Source organism: Mycobacterium sp. NGS61 (assembly GCF_059812325.1).
Map to the genome: position 1 here is coordinate 316,121 of NZ_JCALCL010000005.1, position 19,616 is coordinate 335,736.

Consider the following 19,616-nt stretch of genomic DNA (forward strand, 5'->3'; position numbering starts at 1 on the left):
TCCAGCGAGTCTTCAGCCACCCGGGCTACTGATGTGCCATGGCTTTGGGTTGTGTTGCGTCTGAGTCATTCTCGTCGACAGGAAGGTCGTGCCGAATCGCTCGGACGCGACCTCGCGGCAGACACGCCACGTATCCGTGACACTTGCCATAGAGTTCCCACGAGGTCGCCGCTACATCCGGGTCGACGTCGATGCGGTGGCCGGGGGAGAAACAGAGATGTAAGGCCCCGTCGTCGTCGCACCAGGCGCGCGTGCAGATCGCTCCGGCAAGGTCCAACAGTGGCCGCTCCTCGGGCGAAAGGTTGATGGGGTCGATCAACACTTCATCCGACGGCCAGGCTCCTGCCGGCGGGAGGGTCAGTCGCAGCGGTCGGGAAATCACCAATTCGTTGTAACCGTCGAGGTCGAGTATGAGCCCTTCGTGCAGCGAGACTCGCTGAACGGTGCATTGCTCAATCCATTGCGTGTGCATAACCGCCCCCTTCGACGCGTCGGTGAGTCCCATCTATGCTACCGATAGTAGCGCAACGATACTATTAGTATTCCTATGCGCTATCGCGGGCGTTCCATGCATCAAGAATGCGCTGCAAACCTCGATCAATGCGCTCGCGCGCCTCCCCTGCCGTGCGGCTCTGGTGTGGCTGCGGTCGGTTGACCTGCCGTATGCATGCAGTCGTCGGAATGCGAACACTACGGACCGATCTGAGTTGTCATCCCCAAGTGCGACCATCCCAATATGGCGATCACCATCCCATCCGGCCGGCCCAACTGGCGCTTCATGCGCTACGTTCGGCCGCCGACGAGAGACTCGAAGTTGGAGCCTCTGTACCCATTGAGGCCGGCAACGCGCCCGGTGCGGCTGGGCATTGATGTCGGGACCATCGCGGAGCCGCCGGAGGAGGGCTACATCACCGGGTTCCTGACGCGCGACGAGATCGAGGTGCACCTATTGATCCCGGCGGCAACGGAAGCTCCGAGCGGGTGGACCGAGTTGCTCGATGAACCGCCTTGCCACACCGTCAATTTCACGAACGTAGCTGACGCAGGCAAGTTCTGCGACGCGGCCGAGTTCTCCGTCAGCACCGCTCGTGGCGAGAGCTACCGTGCCTGGTCCAAGGCTCGGTTCTTCGCCGCGTACCAGCAGCTCGATGAGCACGATGCGCCGGACGGCCTCCCCCCGTTGACGCTCGATCAGCGACATCGTGCAGCTGCCTATGCTGCCGCCGCCGGGGCTGTTGGCATCGATGCCATCGTCACCACCGCCCCCACTGCGGGACGAACAGATGTCGCCGACAACGATGTGGTCGTCAGCGTGACACCCGACGCGGCTGTACCACTCATCGGTCACTACTTGCGGGTGACTAGCAATCCGGTTGTGACGGTCGAGCGCGGCATGTTGGTGGGTGGCGGAAGCTGGGAGACGACGGAGTCGACTGCGACCATCGTCAATCTTTACGACTGGGGCACGGTCAGCGGATTGCCATACTTCGATGCCGCTTCAATGTTTGCGGCTGCCGCTAAAGGTGGACCTGAGGCCGCAGAGGCATTCACGTCGGTTCGCATCCGCCTGAGACGTGCAGCGCGCGCGTTCGACGATCTGCTGGCCGCGCTGTCGAACCCGCTGGACGGGAAGCGGAACGAAGATGTTGCCGAGGCTACCGCTGAAGCTTTTGACCGTGAATTACTCTATCTTGCAGCAGTTTTCGATATTTTCGGGCGTGCTTACCAAGCGATGGTCGACCCGTCAGTTGATCGGAAAAAGGCTCGGGGATCACTCGACTCGCGGACCTTCATCGACAAGGAAGTGCGAACGCAGTACGACCAGTCACTTTTGGGTGACGTGACGCGCCTGCGGGTGTATGCGTGGCTCTGCAAGCAGTTGAGGAATCACATCCACGATGGCGTTCTTGCCGTCGACACCCACCCTGGCCGCAGCTACGGCAACACGATGAACGTGGCGCTGAATCTCAGTGTGATTCCCGAGTTAGCCCTCGGTGCCGACAATGAGATGACTCAGCACCACTACGACGCGCTGGGAGTGTGGCAGACCGAACCTGTTTCGCCCTTTACCGGTTCGTCAATGGTGGCCGACCTTGCGACAACCGGTTTCACCCTCATCCGAGCGGCGCTCGAGTACATCGAAGCGTTCACGAAACTTATCGTCCGGAACAAACCGGCGAATGCGCCGTCGTCTAGTGCGTTCCTGGGATGCGTGCAGGCTCGTCCGGGCGAGGTCGAGCCAGCGCCCCCAAAGCGAGCAGTGTTCTATCAAGCACTGTTCGGATTACATCCGGACAGCGTGTAGTGGACCCCTAGCAGCCCGACACGAGGTTGACGCCGTCATGGACCCGCGAATGAGTTTCTTCGTCGAACGCGTCCAGTACACGCACCGCGAATGCAGGATTCATCGCTGACTGAACTTCCTCCCTTGTCATCCAACGAACCTCGCGGGCTTCCGCAGTGGGGTGAGTGTCCCCATCGGCCGGATGGCAGCGGTAGACCAGAGCGACAATCCCATGGGTCAGGTTCTTGTAAACGCCGGTGAGACGTTCTACCTTCACCGTCAATCCGGTTTCCTCAAGGACTTCGCGCCGAACACCGTCCTCAAAAGATTCGCCTAGTTCGAGTACACCACCAGGGGCTTCCCAGTGGCCGTTGTCGTCCCGCCTGATCACGAGAACGCGATCATCGTCACGCACTACGATGCCGGCGACACTGACCGAGTGCTTAGGCGAGGTTGCCATTTCTGGGGTCCTCCTTGTTCGATGCCGGCAGAAGAGACACGGGTTGACTGGCTTCCTAGACTAGTCGTCTAGACATGTGATGGAAGGCCAGCGGGTGCTGCAACTTGGACAAATCGACAGAGCCGATGACAAGCCGCCATATCGGCAGATCGCGGGCATGTTGCGAGAAGCGATCCGTTCCAACCGGCTAGCTCCCGGGGAACGACTGCCGTCTGAGACGGAACTTATCGAGCATTTCGGTGTGGCACGCATGACGGTAAGACAAGCTGTGCAGGAGCTTCGTTCCGAGGGACTGGTCGTCTCGCAGCATGGCCGCGGGGTGTTTATTCGCCCGACGCCCCCCATCCGCCGGCTCGCGTCGGATCGATTCGCGCGACAGCATCGCGCGGCAGGCAAGGCGGCGTTTACCGTCGAGGCCGAGAAATCGGGTTACTCGCCGCAAGTCGACAATATTGCGGTGAGCCGCGAGAAGCCGAATTCGTTTGTAGCGGAACGACTTCGATTATCACCGGACGATGACATCGTCGTGCGATCGCGCCGCTACCTGGCGAATGGCCGACCGGTTGAAACGGCGGTCTCCTTCATCCCGGCTGCTTTCGCCGAAGGCACGAGGATCGAGCAGGTGGACACTGGGCCCGGGGGCATCTACGCCCGACTGGAAGAGAATGGCCACGTACTCGGTCACTTCACCGAGGAGGTCGCAGCCCGAATGCCCACTCCCGAAGAACGGCGGCAACTGGAACTCGAACCAGGCGTTCCCGTATTGACAGTGCTGCGAACCGCATATGACGCGAATGACGTGGCGGTTGAGGTCTGCGACACGGTGAAAGTTGCTTCCGCCTACCTGCTCGAATACGAGTTCCCGGCCCGCTGAGCCCAAAGTCTTCGATCAACTGGGCGTCGACCGTTGCACTCCTCTAGACGACTATGTAACCTCAACTTGTCTAGAGCAGTTCTCATGAAAGGTCGACAAATGTCTGTGCCGAAATGGCTCAAGGTGTCACACCAGCAGGTTTTCCCACGCAAAGCGTTTGTGGTGTCCGACGTGACGGCGGTGATCGATTACGAGCGGTCGACGAAGGACAACAAGGTCCAGGCGACTGATCGAGAATCAGGCGCTCCGTTGTGGCAGGTCGAAGTCCTCGACGGCGACCCGACAGCTAGTAAGCGAGCGCGCACTCTCACCGTCAAGTTCGCAACGCCCAAGCAGCCTGTGTGCCCACCGAACACTGCCGGAATGCCCTTCACACCAGTGATTTTCGAGGAACTATACATATTGCCGTACGTAGACCGTTCGAGCGAATCCGGCCGCATCGCGTGGTCGTTTCGGGCCTCGGGTATGACTGCGGACACCGGCAAGGCGGGGTCCTCAGCGGGAGACCGGGTGTCAGCATGAGTCCGTACGACCCCGTAGTACCTAGCGATCCGTATTCGATTCCAGATCCCGACGCCGGCATCGACTTCTTTGACCTCACGCACCTGCTGGCGGTCGGCGCCATGTGGCTCATTGCGGTGATCGGCGTGGTCGCCGTTTCGCTCGTCGTTTGGAGAGTGCGTTCCCCCGCCACATTTGGGCGTTATGTTGCAACACCAGCATGTCGGGCCCGATGGCTGATCTGGGCATCGATCTCCTGGCCACGGGTTGCCAAGGCCTGCGGGTTGTCGACTCCCGAGCACGTCACACGCACGGACGCACAGGGCAAGAGCAGGACGAGGACAGTTTGGACTCATCCTCGCCTTCTCGGGGTGAGCATGTTCGGCGACTGCCTACGGATGACAGTCCGAACACGGACCGGCCAGACGGTGGACGACCTCGAAAACGCGGTCCCCGCAATTCGTGACGCTGTCGGGGCGCATTCCGCCCGCTCGACACTGATCGGCCCCGGCACGGTTCGCGTGGAATTCGTTATGAAACAATGCCTTTCAGAGGCAGAGACCGCTGCATTCCCAACCAGCGTCGAGCCGACGGGCGTCGAGGTCGGCCGGCGTGAGAATGGGTCGGCATGGACTCTGCGCGTCGCCGGCCTGCACACCCTCACTGTTGGGTGCTCGGGTGCGGGCAAGGGCTCCGTTTTTTGGGGCATTGCAGGCGGATTAGGCCCAGCCATCAAGGCGGGAACCGTGCGGCTGTTCGCCGTGGATCTCAAGTACGGGATCGAAGTGTCAGTCGGGTCTGCACTATTCAGCGGCATTGCGACGACCGAGGCCAACGCCGCGAGACTGCTGACCAACTTGGAGGAGCTACTAGACAGCCGCGGTCGCAGGATGGCCGGCCGAGCGCGTTCGCACACACCGAGCACCGCCGAACCGCTCGTCGTGCTGCTCATCGATGAATTCGCGGGCTTGACCGCATACATGACGGACGCGGCACTGAGGAAGCAAGTTGCGGGCTCACTCTCACGCATCCTGACAAAGGGTAGGGCTGTAGGCATCGTGGTCGCCGCATTCATGCAGGACCCTCGCAAGGAGATTCTGCCCATGCGCGGGTTGTTCACCCAAACCGTCGCACTGCGGCTGCGCTCACGCGACGAAGTCGCCATGGTCTTGGGTGACGGCCTCGCCGACGCCGCCCCCGCGCATCGGATCAACCCAAATGAGCCTGGTACCGGATACGTCATCGCCGAAGACGGGTCAACGATGCGAGTACGCGCCGACTTCTGGCCCGATTCGCTAATCCGTTCTGTCGCACAAGAATACGGGCCTACAAGCTCAAGTCGCGCTGGTTCAGCAGAGAACTGAGGACATCGGCATGACAACCCTCGGCATCAAAACCAGCGCCACCGCGACAGCGACCTTTCCAGAGCTTCTAACAGCGGAGCAGGTGGCCGAGCTGCTTGGCGTGTCCGCTGCGACGGTGAGTCGATGGGGCGCATTGCGCGAACACGGCGCAGACGTGGGACCGCCCTGCTACACGCTATCTGATCGCGTAAGACGTTGGGACGCAGCTGAAGTCCGCGCATGGCTTCGTAAGGTGCGTCGCTAAGTGGCCGGATCGGTCCCGCGCGGTATCCGAAAGCGGATCAATTCGGCCGGTCTGCCGCGCTATCAAGTGCGCTACCTGGTGCGTGATTCAGACTCCCCGTCGGGATGGGCTGAGACGTCGTCGACGTTCGCCACCTTGCGAGAAGCGCGGGCATTCAAGGCCGACCGGGATGGCGAAGCGGCGATCGGCGCCAGACGCTTCGACCCCCGACTTGGCCGGGCCAAACTCGCCGCTGTCTGGACGCAATACAGCGCGTTGAAACGCCCCGCAGTGTCGCCCAAGACCTGGAGCGGCTACACCCAGCATTGGGAACTACGCATCAGTCCGCGTTTCGGCCACGTCCCGGTTGATGAAATCAGCCGAAAGGATATACAGCAATTCATCGATTCCATGACCGTCGGTCCCTGGGCCAAACTCGCCACGCTGCGGCTGCTGCGGTCGATTCTCGACATGGCGCGCGAGGACGGTCGAATCCACAGCAACCCGGCTGACGGGGTGTCATCCGGGCGGATACCCACCCGAGAACGCCACCGCTATCTGACCGCCACCGAAGTCGCCGCCCTGGCAGCCGCATGCGGCGACCACGGCGACGTGGTGATCATCCTCGCCTTCACCGGCCTGCGCTGGTCCGAACTCGTCGGCCTGCGGGTCGGCGACATCGACCTAACTGCGCGTCGGCTCTATGTCCGCCAGGCCGCGCCAGAAGTGGAAGGCCGGATCATCGTCGGGCCGCCAAAAACTCGCGCCGCCGCCCGAACCGTCCCACTCCCCCAAATCGTCATCGACGCGCTCAAACCAAGGATCGATAATCGCGCGCCCACAGAACATGCAATCACCTCGCCAAATGGCGGGTTCCTCAGATCAAACAACTGGCGCCGGCATACCGACTGGAACGAAGCCCTAAAGAAAACCGGACTGGTGCCGCTGACGATTCACGACCTGCGCCACACCTACGCCAGCCTGGCCCGGGCCTCCGGCGCCGACCTCCGCTACGTCCAGAAGACGATGGGGCACTCGACGCCGACCGTCACCGCGAACATCTACAGCGACCTCTATTCAGACGAACTCGACCACGTAGCCACGAATCTCGACCGGCTTCAGGACGTCGCCAAAAACCGGGCGAACGGACAGGAACCGGACACACCGAACCATCCATAGAGTGCCATCACCGCGTCCGTGCAGCTCAAGACTGGTGGCCAGGGGCGGGATCGAACCGCCGACCTTCCGCTTTTCAGGCGGACGCTCGTACCGACTGAGCTACCTGGCCGGAAGCCGGCAGGCAGCGTGTGCCTCGCCGTGCTGGCGACCCTGACGGGACTCGAACCCGCGACCTCCGCCGTGACAGGGCGGCGCGCTAACCAACTGCGCCACAGGGCCTTGCTCTGCTCCGCGGTCACCCGCGTCGCAAGTACCCCCTACGGGATTCGAACCCGCGCTACCGCCTTGAAAGGGCGGCGTCCTAGGCCGCTAGACGAAGGGGGCCAGAACCGAATCTCTCCGGGGCACTCGCAACGAGATCACCGTTGGGAGCCAAGTCAGCTTAGGGCACCCCGGGCCTAATCCTCAAACGAGGCCCAACCGGCCACCCAGTATCCTGAGTCTCCACGCCCCTATAGCTCAGTTGGTAGAGCTACGGACTTTTAATCCGCAGGTCGCAGGTTCGAGCCCTGCTGGGGGCACCGCGGCGCTGGTCACGTCCCGCTGCCGACGCGAAGTTGGGCGCACCGTTCGAATGCCGCCCCGCACGGTTATGCTCGCGGCTATGCTTCCGGACGTGACTTCCGTTGATGCCCAACCAAACGCCCCCGTAGCCCTGGTAACGCTGGAAATTCGTCATCCGGCCGCAGAGACCCTCACCGAATCGGCGAGCCGCGAGCTGAAGCAACAACTGCTCGCCGACCTGCCGATCGAGCGCCAGGCACAGGACGTCCAGTGGGGTATGACGGCTCCCGGCCAGCCCCCGCAGCCCGTCGCCGACCGCTTCGTGCGCTATTCCAACCGCGAGAACACCACGGCGGCGTCGCTGAAGAACCAGGCGATCGTCGTCGAGACCACCGCCTACACCAATTTCGACACGTTCCTCGACGTTGCGATGCGCGTGGTCGACGCCCGCTCGCGCATTTCCTCGATTGTCGGCGTCGAGCGCATCGGGTTGCGCTACGTCCTGGAGATCCGGGTACCCGCCGGCGTCGACGGCCGCATCGAATGGACCAACTGGATCGACGAAAGCCTGCTGGGGCCGCAGCGGCTGGCTCCCGGCGGGCTGACGCTCACCGAATGGCAGGGCGCGGGCGTCTTCCGGGAGGCGCAGCCCGGCAGGTCGCTGATCGTCCGGTACGGGCCGGGGGTCGGCCAGGCCCTCGACCAGAGCTACCACCTGCGCCGGGTGGCACCGGCCGGGACGGGCCAGTTCTTCCTGATGGATATCGACAGCTTCTGGACGCCGCCCACCGGCGCGATCCCCGAGTACAACCGCGAGGCGCTGCTCTCGACCTTCCGGGATCTGTATGCCCCGGCGCAGACGGTCTTCCAGGACATGCTGACCACGCGCCTCAAGGACGACCTGCTGCGCGGGCAGCAGTAGCGCTCTACGACCCCAGCACCGCGCTGCTGTAGGTCATGTCGGCGAACGCCTGGGAGAGTTCGTCGTCGGGGTAGGCGAAGCCGTTGGCATCCTGCAGTTCCTTGACGGTGCGCGACGACGTCTGCCACCCCTCGCCGGACAGATGATCGAGGATGTGGCTGCGCTCGGCGTGGTAGACGAGGTCGTTGAAATCGACCTCGAACCCGAGTTCGGCCATCCGGTCGTAATGTTCCCGCCACCGCCGGTCCTCGAAGATCCGGGTGTCGGGTACGAACTCGAAAGCCAGCCGGCTACCGGGCGCGCTCAACGCGGTGATGTTGTCGAACAACGCGTCCTGCGCGTCGCCGGGCAGGTAGACCAGCAGTCCTTCCGCGCTCCAGGCCGCCGGCGCCTGGGCGTCGAAACCCGCCGCGCGCAGTGCCGCTGCCCAGTCGTCGCGCAGGTCGACCGAAACGGTCCGGCGTTCTGCGGTCGGCTCGGCACCCAACTCGCTGAGCGTCCGCGTCTTGAAGTCGATCACCTCAGGCATGTCGACCTCGTAGACGACGGTGCCGGCCGGCCACGGCAGCCGGTAGGCGCGCGCGTCCAGGCCGGAGGCCAGGATCACGAACTGTGCGATCCCGCTGCGGGCGGCGTCCAGGAAGAAATCATCGTAAAACCTTGTGCGACAGGCCATTCCCTGGGCCATCCGGTCTGGATCGAACCCAGCCTCGGCGTCGGCGGGAATCTCGCCGTTCACCAGCCGGACATAGACGTCGAGGCCGGCCGCACGCACCAGGGGCGCGGCGAACGGGTCGTCGATAAGGGCACGCTCGGAGGCCAGCGCACGCTGAGCCGCGACCATGGTGGCCGTCGCGCCGACACTCGTAGCCAAATCCCAACGATCGCGATCGCTACGCACGACCAACTCCCCTCAGCAAAAAATATAGATAATCTAGTTAGTATCACGTTCGGTCGAGACCGGCACGATCGGGACTACGCTGCGATCTGTGACCGACTTCGCCCAACGCACCATCGATCTCGCGCGCCGCAACGTCGAAGAAGGTGGTCGCCCGTTCGCGACCGTGATCGTCAAGGACGGCGAAGTCCTCGCCGAGAGCGCCAACAAGGTGGCTCAGACCAGCGACCCGACCGCACACGCCGAGATCTTGGCGATCCGCGACGCCTGCACCAGGCTGGGCACCGAGCACCTGGTCGGCACCACCATCTACGTGCTGGCCCATCCCTGCCCGATGTGCCTGGGCTCGCTCTACTACTGCTCACCTGATGAGGTCGTCTTCCTCACCACCCGCGATGCCTACGAACCGCACTACGTCGACGACCGCAAATACTTCGAACTGGCCACCTTCTACGACGAATTCGCCAAAGACTGGCAGGACCGGCGACTGCCCATGCGGTACGAGCCGCGCGACGCCGCGGTCGACGTCTACCGGCTCTGGCAGGACCGCAACGACGGGCAGCGTCAGGCAACCGCCCTGCCGGAGTGAGCGGATCCGGTCAGACCTCTGGGCAGTAGTGATTGGGGCTGCCGCGCCGCTCCAGCGGCGGCAGATTGCGCGCGGCCGTCTGAGGCAGCGGCGCGTCGGCCGGAATGCGCCCGCTGGCACGATCCAGACCGGCGCGGGCCCGCGGATGCTTGCGGTATCTGGGCGGGACGAAGGCGAAGATGGCCCGCACCAGATTCCCGAAGCGCCGATGCAGCCACTCGTCGCGGGCAGACCACTGATAACCCAACCGTTCCCGCACAGCCGGATGGTAGAAGCCGAGCGTGAGCCAGACGAACATCGGCCGGGACAGCTTGGTCAGCGCTGCCCACACCCGATCCGGAATCCAGGGCGCGATCGGCGGCTTGTCGTAGATCGTCAGATCGAGTACGGCGCGCGTCGCATAGTTGTCTTCTAACACGTTGCGGCACATGTGATCCCAATAGTCCTGGAACTCCTCCCAGGTCTTGGGCACCGGCCGCATGCTCATGCCGTACATGCGGTACCACTGGATGTGCTCGTCGAACAGTTGGCGTTTGTCCGCCTCGGACAGTCCGTCGCCGAACCGCTCGGCCACCAGGATGGTGCCCATGAAAAATGTTGAGTGCGCCCAATAAAAGACGTCGGGATTCAGCGCGTGGTAGCGCCGCCCCTGATCGTCGACACCCTTGATGCCGATGTGGTAGTCGCGCACCTCGGCGCCCGTCGTCGGCGCCCGGTCACCGTCGAAGACCACCCCGCCGATCGGGTACAGCGACCGCAAGACCCGCGGCAACGGCTCTTGGAAAAACGTCGAGTGTTGTTCGACCGCCGCACCCAGTTGGGGGTGCATGTTCTGCATGGACCCGGCGAACGGGCCCTGCAATATGCCGCGCCAGTCGCCGAAATACTTCCAGGTCAGCGAACCCGGGCCGAGCGGGGTCGGCGGCGCGTCGTAGCCGGACGACACCGGACAACCGGCGGCCACCACCTCATCGGATGGGGCATCATCGCTGGTCAGCGGGCAGCCGGCAGACGTATCTTGAGTCACAAGTGTTCAACCTCGGTTCTCGACCATTCTGACTACGCGCGTTGTCAGAATCAATCTTAGGAGCAGAAGTGCAGGCGGGTCAACGGCGGGGGCGCTGGTCGGGTGTTCCCGTGCAGGACCGCCATGCCCTGCGCCGTGACGACCTGGTCGCCGCGGGCGTGCAGTTACTCGGCGGGGAACACGGCCCGGCGCTCACTGTGCGCGCCGTCTGCCGGAAAGCCGGTTTGACCGAGCGCTACTTCTACGAGAGCTTCGCCGACCGCGACCAATTTGTCCGCGCCGTCTACGACGACGTCTGCACCAAGGCGATGGCCGCTCTCACCTCAGCGAAAACGCCACGCGAAGCCGTCGAGCAATTCGTCGCGCTGATGGTCGACGACCCGGTGCGCGGCCGGGTGTTGCTGCTGGCTCCCGCGGTGGAGCCGATACTGACCCAGTCCGGCGCGGAGTGGATGCCTAACTTCATCGCCCTGCTGCAGCGCAAGTTGTCCCGCATCGCTGACCCCGTCGTCCAGAAACTGGTCGCCACCAGCCTGATCGGCGCGCTGACCGGTTTGTTCACCGCCTACCTGAGCGGGCAGCTGGGCGCCAGTCGCGAACAGTTCATCGACTACTGCGTCGACATGCTGCTCAGCACGGCCGCTACCTACGTTCCGCTGGCTGATTTCCCCGCCGGCGACGCTGCCCAGGATTAGCGCCGGACGCCCTCGGGCACCCGTTTCGAATGTGACCCGAGCGTGATACGCCACACCGCCGAGAAACTTGATGCTACTGATAGACACAGATATATTGACTGCAACCCAAAGACACAGATAACTGGAGGGATCATGTCAGCCGAGCTGACCAACCTGCAGCTTTTGCACGAGCTCGAGCCGGTCGTCGAGAAGTACATCAACCGGCACGAGAAGATGCACAAGGACTGGAACCCGCACGACTACATTCCGTGGTCGGATGGCAAGAATTTCTACGCTCTCGGCGGGCAGGACTGGGATCCCGAGGAAAGCAAGCTGTCCGACCTCGCGCAGGTGGCGATGGTCCAGAACCTGATGACCGAAGACAACCTGCCGTCTTATCACCGCGAAATCGCCATGAACTTCGGCCTGGACGGACCCTGGGGACACTGGGTCAACCGGTGGACCGCCGAGGAGAACCGGCACGGCATCGCGCTGCGCGACTACCTGGTGGTGACTCGTGCGGTCGACCCCTATGAGCTGGAGAAGCTGCGCATGGAGGTGGTCAACCGGGGCTTCAGCCCAGGCCAGAACCACCAGGTCCGCGACGACCTGTTCGCCGAGAGCCTCTTCGACTCCGTCATCTACGTCACGTTCCAGGAACTGGCCACCCGGATTTCGCACCGCAACACCGGCAAGGCCTGCAACGAGCCCGTCGCCGATCAGATGCTGGCCAAGATCTCCGCCGACGAGAACCTGCACATGATCTTCTACCGCGACGTCAGCGAGGCCGGTTTCGAGATCTGCCCCAACCAGGCAACGAAGTCGCTGCACAAGATCCTGCGCAACTTCCAGATGCCCGGCTTCCAGGTTCCGGAATTCCGTCGCAAGGCCGTGTTCATCGCCGTCGGCGGCGTCTACGACCCCCGCATCCACCTCGACGACGTGGTGATGCCGGTGCTGAAGAAGTGGCGGTTCTTCGAGCGCGAGGACATCACCGGCGAGGCGGCCGCGCTGCGCGACGACCTGGCCCTGTTGATCAAGGAACTCGAGCAGTCCTGCGACAAGTTCGAGGTGTCCAAGCAGCGTCAACTCGACCGGGAGCTCCGCACCGGCAAGAGGACCACTGCGTTCGAACTGCACCAGACCGCGGGCAAGCTGACGATGAGTCGCCGGTAGGGGTCTTGCGTATCGGTCCGATCACGCTGGCCAGCCCGGTGGTGCTGGCACCCATGGCCGGCGTGACCAATACCGCGTTCCGCACCCTGTGCCGGGAACAGGAGCTGGCCAAAGTCGGCACGGTGAGCGGGTTGTATGTGTGCGAGATGGTGACCGCCCGCGCGCTCGTCGAGCGCCACCCGGTCACCATGCACATGACGACCTTTGCGCCGGACGAGTCACCGCGCTCGCTGCAGCTCTACACCGTCGACCCGGACACCACCTACGCCGCGGCGAAAATGATCGCCGACGAGGGGTTGGCCGACCACATCGACATGAATTTCGGTTGCCCGGTGCCCAAGGTGACCAGGCGCGGCGGAGGGGCGGCCCTGCCGTTCAAACGGCGGCTGTTCGGCCGCATCGTCGCCGCCGCGGTGCGCGCCACCGCGGGCAGCGGTATCCCGGTGACGGTGAAGTTCCGCATCGGGATCGACGACGAGCACCACACCCACCTGGACGCGGGACGGATCGCCGAAGCCGAAGGCGCCGCAGCGGTGGCGCTGCACGCCCGCACCGCCGCGCAGCGTTACTCGGGCACCGCCGACTGGGAGCAGATCGCCGCGCTCAAGCAGCAGGTGCGCACGATCCCGGTGCTGGGCAACGGCGACATCTACGACGCCAGCGACGCCCTGGCCATGATGGCGAGCACCGGCTGCGACGGGGTGGTGATCGGCCGCGGCTGTCTCGGCCGGCCCTGGCTCTTCGCCGAGTTGTCGGCAGCTTTCACCGGCCGCCCGGCGCCGACCCCGCCCACCCTCGGCGAAGTCGCCGACATCATCCGCCGGCACGGCGTGCTACTGGCCGCGCATTTCGGCGAGGACAAAGGCATGCGCGACATCCGCAAGCACGTCGGATGGTATCTGCACGGCTTCCCGGCCGGGTCCGACCTACGACGGGCATTGGCTCTGGTCACGTCCCTCGACGAACTCGACGAACTGCTGGAACGCCTGGACGGCAGCGTCCCCTTCCCGGAGGTCGGCAGTGGCCCACGCGGTCGGCAGGGGTCGGCAGCCAAGGTGGCGCTCCCAGCGGGCTGGCTGGAGGACCCCGAAGACTGCCGAGTGCCCCAGGGCGCCGACGTCATGCACTCCGGCGGCTGAGTTCGGGTAGCCGAACCGAGACGCTACTGAAATCGCGCCTCAGCCAAGAAATCAGTACGATATGAGCCCTACTGCAGTTGCGCGGCACTTGTCCGATGGTGCTGCGCCTACTCATGCGCACGTTCGGAGGCCAACAAAGAATGAGTGACGGCGAGAAGGACGCCACTCCCGGCCTCCCGCGCAGCTCCGGCCGCGATGATGACTGGCTTACCGCAGAAGCGTCGGCAATGCCAGGCGCCGCGCCGTGGGAGCGCTTCACCGAATCTGCAGTGGATGAGGACCTGTGCCGATGGTCGGGCAAACCCCCAGCCGTCGAGACTGATCAGCGTCCGGAGCAGGCCGACACCGCGGCCGGCCACGACCGCGGCCCGCTCAGTGTCGCCGATCTGATCGCCAAGCTCGGTGCGACTGTTTCCGAGCGCCCGCGGCACCATCACGTCGCCGGGGAGCCCGAGGACGCTGACGAGCCGCAGGTCGCTGACGAGCCCGAAGAAGAGCCGGCGGCGCCGGCATCGCCCGAGATTGCCGAAGTCCAGCGGCCCGTGCCGCAATCCGACGAAGCACCCGACCGCGACGACCTGACCGACACCCAGATCCTTCCCATCCCCGCCTACTCGCTGCAACTGCAGTCGGAGCTGCCCGACCTGGGGTCCGCCCATTACCCGCTCGACCCCGACGACGAGGACGCCGGCTCGGCAAAGCCGCGACGCAAACGATTCCGAAGGATCTCCGCGGCTAAGGACAACGGCCCGAGAACGCGCGAGGCGAAGCGGCGGAACCACCGCGGCCTGTTGATTGCGGGCCGCGCCGCGGTCGCCGTCGTCGCGGTGCTGGCTCTGGTGATGACCGGTGGCGCCTACCAGTGGAGCGCATCGAAGAACAACCGGTTGAACACCGTGAGTGCGCTGGATCCGCAATCGGCGGACATCGTCGACCCCAATGCCCAATACGGCGACGAGAACTTCCTGATCGTCGGCATGGACTCCCGCCTGGGTGCCAACGCCAACGTCGGGGCCGGCGATACCGAGGATGCGGGCGGCGCCCGGTCCGACACCGTGATGCTGGTCAACATCCCGGCCGACCGCAAACGAGTGGTAGCGGTGTCGTTTCCCCGCGACCTGGCGATCAATCCGATCCAGTGCGAAGCCTGGAACCCCGAGACGGGTAAGTACGGCCCCATCTACGACCCGAAGACCGGCAAGACGGGTCCGCGCATGGTCTACACCGAGACCAAACTGAACTCGGCGTTCTCCTTCGGCGGGCCCAAGTGTCTGGTCAAAGTCATCCAGAAGCTCTCCGGCTTGAGCGTCAACCGGTTCATCGCCATCGACTTCGTCGGCTTCGGGCGCATGGTCGAGGCTCTCGGCGGCGTCGAGGTGTGCAGCACCACGGCGTTGAAGGACTACGAGCTGGGCACCGTCCTCGACCACGCCGGACGCCAGATCATCGACGGGCCCACCGCGCTGAACTATGTGCGCGCGCGCCAGGTCACCACCGAGAGCAACGGCGACTACGGTCGCATCAAGCGTCAACAGCTGTTCTTGTCGTCGCTGCTGCGAACGATGATCTCCGAAGACACGCTGATGGACCTGAACAAGCTCAACAACGTCGTCAACATGTTCATCGGCAACAGCTACGTCGACAACGTCAAGACCAAGGACCTCGTCGAGCTGGGTCGATCACTGCAGCACATGGCGGCCGGGCATGTCACCTTCGTGACCGTTCCGACCGGGATCACCGACCAGGACGGCAACGAGCCGCCGCGCACGGCCGACATGAAGGCGTTGTTCACAGCGATCATCAACGACGATCCGTTGCCGCTGGAGAACGACCACAACGCGCAGACGCTCCGGCCGCGCACGTCGGGGACCACCACCACACCCTCGACCGCCAGCAAGGCGCCGGAGGCGACTCCGACCAACGAGACGCGCCGGGAGCAGGTCATCACCACCTCGCCGCAAGAGGTCACCGTGCAGGTGTCCAACGGCACCGGCACCACCGGGTTGGCCGCCACCGCCGCCGGCCAGCTCAAACGCAACGGGTTCAACGTCATGACGCCCGACGACTACCCCAACACGTTGAAGGCCACCACGGTGTTCTTCTCGCCGGGCAACGAGCAGGCCGCGGCGACGGTCGCCGCCGCCTTCGGAAACTCGAAGGTGGAACGGGTCACCGGAATAGGCTCGGTGGTTCAGGTGGTCATCGGCTCGGACTTCAACGCGGTGAACACGCCGCCGCCCAGCGGCTCCTCGGTGAGCATGCAGATCAGTCGCGCGTCCGGCAGCACTCCGACCAGGCTGCCGGAGGATCTGACGGTGACCAACGCCGCAGACACCACGTGCGAGTAGCAGGACGTGCGGTGCTTCACTCCGATTCCGGCCGGTAGAACGTAGGCTCTACCCATGCGGACCGCTTACCACGAGCAGCTCACGGAACTTTCTGAGCGCCTCGGTCAGATGTGCGGGCTGGCCGGGATGGCAATGGAGCGTGCTACGCAATCGCTCCTGCAGGCCGATCTGGTGCTGGCCGAACAGGTGATCACCGACCACGAACAGATCTCGGCGCTCAGCACGCAGGCGGAGGAGAGCGCCTTCGTACTGCTGGCGCTGCAGGCGCCGGTCGCCGGGGACCTGAGGTCCATCGTCAGTGCAATCCAGATCGTGGCGGATATCGACCGGATGGGGGCGCTGGCCCTGCACGTCGCCAAGATCGCTCGGCGTCGCCATCCCCAGCACGCGCTACCCGAAGTGGTCAACGGCTACTTCGCCGAGATGGGCCGTGTCGCAGTCGAATTGGGCAACAGCGCGCAAGAGGTGCTGATATCCCGCGATCCTGAAAAGGCCGCGCGGATCCGCGAAGAAGACGACGCGATGGACGACCTGCACCGGCACCTGTTCAGCGTGCTGATGGACCGGGAGTGGAAGCACGGTGTGGCTGCCGCCGTCGACGTGACCCTGCTGGGCCGGTTTTACGAACGCTTCGCCGACCATGCGGTCGAGGTGGCCCGGCGGGTCATTTTCCAGGCCACCGGCACGCTGTAGTCGACCTCAGCCGAATCGGCCGGAGATGTAGTCTTCGGTGGCCTTCTGGCTCGGGTTGGAGAAGATCTTCTCGGTGTCGTCGATCTCCACCAAGCGGCCGGGCTTGCCGGTGGCCTCCAGGTTGAAGAACGCCGTCTGATCGCTGACCCGCGCGGCCTGCTGCATGTTGTGGGTGACGATGACGATGGTGTAGTCCTGCTTGAGTTCGCTGATCAGTTCTTCGATCGCCATCGTCGAGATGGGGTCCAGAGCCGAACACGGCTCATCCATCAGCAAAACGTCGGGCTGGACGGCGATGGCCCGGGCGATACACAGCCGCTGCTGCTGCCCACCGGACAATCCGCCGCCCGGTTTGTCCAGCCGGTTCTTGACCTCGTCCCACAGGTTGGCGCCGCGCAGTGAATGCTCGGCGGTCTCGGCCAGCAGCTTGCGGTTGCGCACGCCCTGCAGCTTCAGACCGGCCACCACGTTGTCGCGAATCGACATGGCGGGGAACGGATTCGGCCGCTGAAACACCATTCCGATGGCGCGGCGCACTCCCACCGGATCGATGCGGGTGCCGTAGATGTTCTCGTCGTCGAGCAACACGCTGCCTTCGACCCGTGCACCCGGGATGACCTCGTGCATCCGGTTGAGCGTGCGCAGCACGGTCGTCTTGCCGCAGCCGGACGGGCCGATGAACGCCGTCACGCTGCGCGGCAGCACCGACAATGACACGTCTGCGACCGCGTGAAACGACCCGTAGTAGATGTTGACCTCGTTGAGGTCCAACCGTTTGGCCACTGCTACAGCTCCCGCCTCGATACTGCTTCGGGTCACGCCTTCTTCGGGGCGAGAACTCTCGCGACCACCCTGGCCCCGACGTTGATCATCGCAATCAACAGGACCAGTGTCAGCGCGGCACCCCACAGTGCATCCGTGGGAACCGGATTCTCACCGGCGCCCGCATTCGTCTGGTGATAGATCATGCCGGGCAACGAGCCCATGAACCCGCCGAAGATATCGAACTTCGTCGCGCTCGAGTAACTGACCAGGACCAGCAGCGGTGATGTCTCGCCCAACACCCGGGCCAAGGCCAGCATGATGCCGGCCAGGATGCCGGACAGGCCGGTCGGGAGTACCACCCTGGAGATGGTCTTCCACTTCGGTATTCCCAGCGCGTAACTGGCTTCGCGAAGGTCGACCGGGACGATCCCCAACATCTCCTCGGTGGCCCGTGCGATCACCGGCAACATCAGGACCACCAGCGCCAGCGCCACCGCGAACTGCGAGCGCGGCAGACCCAACACCGCGACCCACACCGCGTAGATGAACAGGGCCGCCACTATCGACGGCAACCCGGCCAGGATGTCCACCGTGAACGTGACCAGGCGCGCCATCACACCGTCGCCCCCGTACTCGGCGAGATAAATCCCGATCGAGATCCCGAGCGGAATCGAGATCACCGCACACACCAGCCCCAGCAGCAGCGTGCCGACGATCGCGTGCAGAGCCCCGCCGCCGGCCGTAGAGACCGAGATACCCGCCTGGGAATGCGTCCACCAGCAGCTGGAGCCGAGTGCCTTCATCCCGCGGACCACCACCGCGCACAGCACCCACACCAGCGGCGCCAAGGCCAGCAGCATCGCCGCGTTCACCAGCAGGGTGGCCACCCGGTCGGCGAATCGGCGGCGCCGACTGAGACCCGAGATTTTTCGCCACTTCAGGGGGCGGTCCAGGAAGGAGGTCATCGCGCTCCCCCGGCCCGCGACCCGGACACGGCGCGCCGCGCCAGCGCGTTGACCACGAACGTGAGGAGGAACAGCACCAGCCCGGCAGCAATGTAGGCACCGGCGCGGTAATGGTTGTCGAATTCAGGTGCGTTGGCGGCGATCTTGGTGGCGAGGGTCGAGCCGCCGTCGAACAGCGACCAGCCGAACTCCTCGCGGGTGCCACGCAGGATGATCAGCAGCGCCATCGTCTCCCCCAGGGCGCGGCCCAGACCCAAGGCCGCGCCGCTGACGAAGCCGGATCGCCCGAAGGGCAGCACGGTCGACTTGACCACTTCCCAGCGGGTGGCGCCGAGAGCCTGCGCGGCCTCGATCTGGTCCGGTGGTGTCTGGGCGAACACTTCACGGGTGACTGCGGTGATGATCGGCAGGATCATCACCGCCAGCACGATCCCGGCGGTGAACAGGGTGCCGCCACCGCTGATCGACCCGTCACCGGCGGCGAACAGAGACCACTGACCCAGGTGGGCGTTGAGCCAGCCGGCCGCCGGACGCAGCTGGGGCGCAAGCACGTGCAGGCCCCACACGCCGTAGATGATCGAGGGCACCGCAGCCAGCAGGTCGACCAGGTACGACAGCGGCGCGACCAGTGACTGCGGCGCGTAGTGGGTGAGGTAGAGCGCCACCCCCAGCGCCACCGGCATCGCCACGACCAGCGCGAACAACGACACGAAGACCGTAACCTGCAGCTGCTCCAGAATGCCGAATCGCAGCGTCGCGGCATCGGTGGTGATCCAGGTGCCGGCGTAGGTGAAGAAATTCTCCCGGTTGCGCGACAGCGCCGGTAAGGCCTGCAGGAGCAGGACGACGCCGATGGCTGAGAGCAGGACGACGATCAGCGCCCCGGAGGCCGCGGACAGCCGACGAAAAAGCCGATCCGCCAGGCGGGGTTCGGGGAGCCCCCGTGAACTGAGCGGAATGACCGGTGGTTCGGGAAAGGGCGCGGCCACGACCTCGCCCGAACCTGCGTCGGCTGGGTTCGGCGTCGTCAT

General features: G+C 64.5%; 20 protein-coding genes and 4 tRNA genes. 14 read left to right on the forward strand and 10 right to left on the reverse strand.

Going from position 1 to position 19,616, the window contains the following annotated elements; translation table 11 throughout:
• Positions 1-25: 25 nt before the first annotated feature.
• Entirely contained in the window at positions 26-472 is a 447-nt protein-coding gene (locus AC5Y3Z_RS14055; protein WP_014710938.1) for a DUF6188 family protein, read from the reverse strand.
• Between the two features lie 264 nt (positions 473-736).
• Between AC5Y3Z_RS14055 and AC5Y3Z_RS14060 the strand changes: the two genes are divergently transcribed.
• Positions 737-2,305, forward strand: a complete 1,569-nt coding sequence (locus AC5Y3Z_RS14060; protein ID WP_224097130.1) for a hypothetical protein — start codon at positions 737-739, stop codon at positions 2,303-2,305.
• Positions 2,306-2,312: 7 nt separating this feature from the next.
• Here the strand turns inward: AC5Y3Z_RS14060 and AC5Y3Z_RS14065 are convergent, their stop codons facing one another.
• Entirely contained in the window at positions 2,313-2,744 is a 432-nt protein-coding gene (locus AC5Y3Z_RS14065) for an NUDIX hydrolase (RefSeq protein WP_008263949.1), read from the reverse strand.
• 79 nt (positions 2,745-2,823) lie between these two features.
• Here AC5Y3Z_RS14065 and AC5Y3Z_RS14070 point away from each other — a divergent pair, with 79 nt between their 5' ends.
• The 5 genes from AC5Y3Z_RS14070 to AC5Y3Z_RS14090 all read left to right on the forward strand — a co-directional run bounded on the left by AC5Y3Z_RS14070 (position 2,824) and on the right by AC5Y3Z_RS14090 (position 6,885).
• Positions 2,824-3,618 (forward strand): GntR family transcriptional regulator, encoded by a 795-nt coding sequence (locus tag AC5Y3Z_RS14070; RefSeq protein WP_020821582.1) that lies wholly within the window; start codon positions 2,824-2,826, stop codon positions 3,616-3,618.
• A 99-nt stretch (positions 3,619-3,717) separates the two neighbouring features.
• Entirely contained in the window at positions 3,718-4,140 is a 423-nt protein-coding gene (locus tag AC5Y3Z_RS14075) for a hypothetical protein (RefSeq protein WP_008263947.1), read from the forward strand.
• Entirely contained in the window at positions 4,137-5,483 is a 1,347-nt protein-coding gene (locus AC5Y3Z_RS14080) for a hypothetical protein (RefSeq protein ID WP_020821580.1), read from the forward strand. Before AC5Y3Z_RS14075 ends, AC5Y3Z_RS14080 begins: the two co-directional genes overlap by 4 nt.
• A gap of 10 nt (positions 5,484-5,493) precedes the next feature.
• Positions 5,494-5,727 carry a helix-turn-helix transcriptional regulator gene (locus tag AC5Y3Z_RS14085; RefSeq protein WP_008263943.1) on the forward strand — a complete coding sequence of 78 codons (234 nt, stop codon included), beginning with the start codon at positions 5,494-5,496 and terminating at the stop codon, positions 5,725-5,727.
• Complete coding sequence (locus AC5Y3Z_RS14090; RefSeq protein ID WP_008263933.1) at positions 5,728-6,885, forward strand: tyrosine-type recombinase/integrase; 1,158 nt, start codon at positions 5,728-5,730, stop codon at positions 6,883-6,885.
• Positions 6,886-6,917: 32 nt separating this feature from the next.
• Here the strand turns inward: AC5Y3Z_RS14090 and AC5Y3Z_RS14095 are convergent.
• From AC5Y3Z_RS14095 to AC5Y3Z_RS14105, 3 genes are all read right to left on the reverse strand, one after another.
• A tRNA-Phe gene (locus tag AC5Y3Z_RS14095) sits at positions 6,918-6,994 on the reverse strand.
• A 33-nt stretch (positions 6,995-7,027) separates the two neighbouring features.
• Positions 7,028-7,104 (reverse strand) — tRNA-Asp (locus tag AC5Y3Z_RS14100).
• Positions 7,105-7,136: 32 nt separating this feature from the next.
• Positions 7,137-7,209, reverse strand: a tRNA-Glu gene (locus AC5Y3Z_RS14105).
• 124 nt (positions 7,210-7,333) lie between these two features.
• On the opposite strand from AC5Y3Z_RS14105, the gene AC5Y3Z_RS14110 reads away from it, so the two are divergent.
• Positions 7,334-7,406, forward strand: a tRNA-Lys gene (locus tag AC5Y3Z_RS14110).
• 83 nt (positions 7,407-7,489) lie between these two features.
• Positions 7,490-8,311, forward strand: a complete 822-nt coding sequence (locus AC5Y3Z_RS14115; RefSeq protein ID WP_463828480.1) for a TIGR04255 family protein — start codon at positions 7,490-7,492, stop codon at positions 8,309-8,311.
• 4 nt (positions 8,312-8,315) lie between these two features.
• Here the strand turns inward: AC5Y3Z_RS14115 and AC5Y3Z_RS14120 are convergent, their stop codons facing one another.
• On the reverse strand, positions 8,316-9,155 hold the full coding sequence (locus tag AC5Y3Z_RS14120; RefSeq protein WP_463828510.1) for an SAM-dependent methyltransferase: 840 nt from the start codon (positions 9,153-9,155) through the stop codon (positions 8,316-8,318).
• A 145-nt stretch (positions 9,156-9,300) separates the two neighbouring features.
• Between AC5Y3Z_RS14120 and AC5Y3Z_RS14125 the strand changes: the two genes are divergently transcribed.
• On the forward strand, positions 9,301-9,798 hold the full coding sequence (locus AC5Y3Z_RS14125; protein WP_463828479.1) for a nucleoside deaminase: 498 nt from the start codon (positions 9,301-9,303) through the stop codon (positions 9,796-9,798).
• A gap of 10 nt (positions 9,799-9,808) precedes the next feature.
• Here AC5Y3Z_RS14125 and AC5Y3Z_RS14130 read toward each other — a convergent pair whose 3' ends face one another.
• Positions 9,809-10,825, reverse strand: a complete 1,017-nt coding sequence (locus tag AC5Y3Z_RS14130) for an oxygenase MpaB family protein (protein WP_463828478.1) — start codon at positions 10,823-10,825, stop codon at positions 9,809-9,811.
• A 68-nt stretch (positions 10,826-10,893) separates the two neighbouring features.
• On the opposite strand from AC5Y3Z_RS14130, the gene AC5Y3Z_RS14135 reads away from it, so the two are divergent.
• The 5 genes from AC5Y3Z_RS14135 to phoU all read left to right on the forward strand — a co-directional run bounded on the left by AC5Y3Z_RS14135 (position 10,894) and on the right by phoU (position 16,855).
• Positions 10,894-11,520, forward strand: coding sequence for a TetR/AcrR family transcriptional regulator (locus tag AC5Y3Z_RS14135; RefSeq protein ID WP_463828477.1), 627 nt, complete (start codon positions 10,894-10,896; stop codon positions 11,518-11,520).
• 132 nt (positions 11,521-11,652) lie between these two features.
• Positions 11,653-12,675, forward strand: coding sequence for an acyl-ACP desaturase (locus tag AC5Y3Z_RS14140; RefSeq protein WP_463828476.1), 1,023 nt, complete (start codon positions 11,653-11,655; stop codon positions 12,673-12,675).
• A 5-nt stretch (positions 12,676-12,680) separates the two neighbouring features.
• Positions 12,681-13,814 carry a tRNA dihydrouridine synthase DusB gene (gene dusB / locus AC5Y3Z_RS14145; RefSeq protein ID WP_463828475.1) on the forward strand — a complete coding sequence of 378 codons (1,134 nt, stop codon included), beginning with the start codon at positions 12,681-12,683 and terminating at the stop codon, positions 13,812-13,814.
• A gap of 227 nt (positions 13,815-14,041) precedes the next feature.
• Positions 14,042-16,162, forward strand: a complete 2,121-nt coding sequence (locus tag AC5Y3Z_RS14150) for an LCP family protein (RefSeq protein ID WP_463828509.1) — start codon at positions 14,042-14,044, stop codon at positions 16,160-16,162.
• A gap of 54 nt (positions 16,163-16,216) precedes the next feature.
• Entirely contained in the window at positions 16,217-16,855 is a 639-nt protein-coding gene (gene phoU / locus AC5Y3Z_RS14155; RefSeq protein WP_463828474.1) for a phosphate signaling complex protein PhoU, read from the forward strand.
• A gap of 6 nt (positions 16,856-16,861) precedes the next feature.
• On the opposite strand, the gene pstB is transcribed toward phoU, so the two are convergent.
• From pstB to pstC, 3 genes are read right to left on the reverse strand one after another with little or no spacing between them, the layout of a single operon-like run.
• Positions 16,862-17,638, reverse strand: coding sequence for a phosphate ABC transporter ATP-binding protein PstB (pstB, locus tag AC5Y3Z_RS14160; protein WP_463828473.1), 777 nt, complete (start codon positions 17,636-17,638; stop codon positions 16,862-16,864).
• 32 nt (positions 17,639-17,670) lie between these two features.
• Positions 17,671-18,585 carry a phosphate ABC transporter permease PstA gene (gene pstA / locus AC5Y3Z_RS14165; RefSeq protein WP_463828472.1) on the reverse strand — a complete coding sequence of 305 codons (915 nt, stop codon included), beginning with the start codon at positions 18,583-18,585 and terminating at the stop codon, positions 17,671-17,673.
• Entirely contained in the window at positions 18,582-19,616 is a 1,035-nt protein-coding gene (pstC, locus tag AC5Y3Z_RS14170; protein WP_463828471.1) for a phosphate ABC transporter permease subunit PstC, read from the reverse strand. Before pstC ends, pstA begins: the two co-directional genes overlap by 4 nt.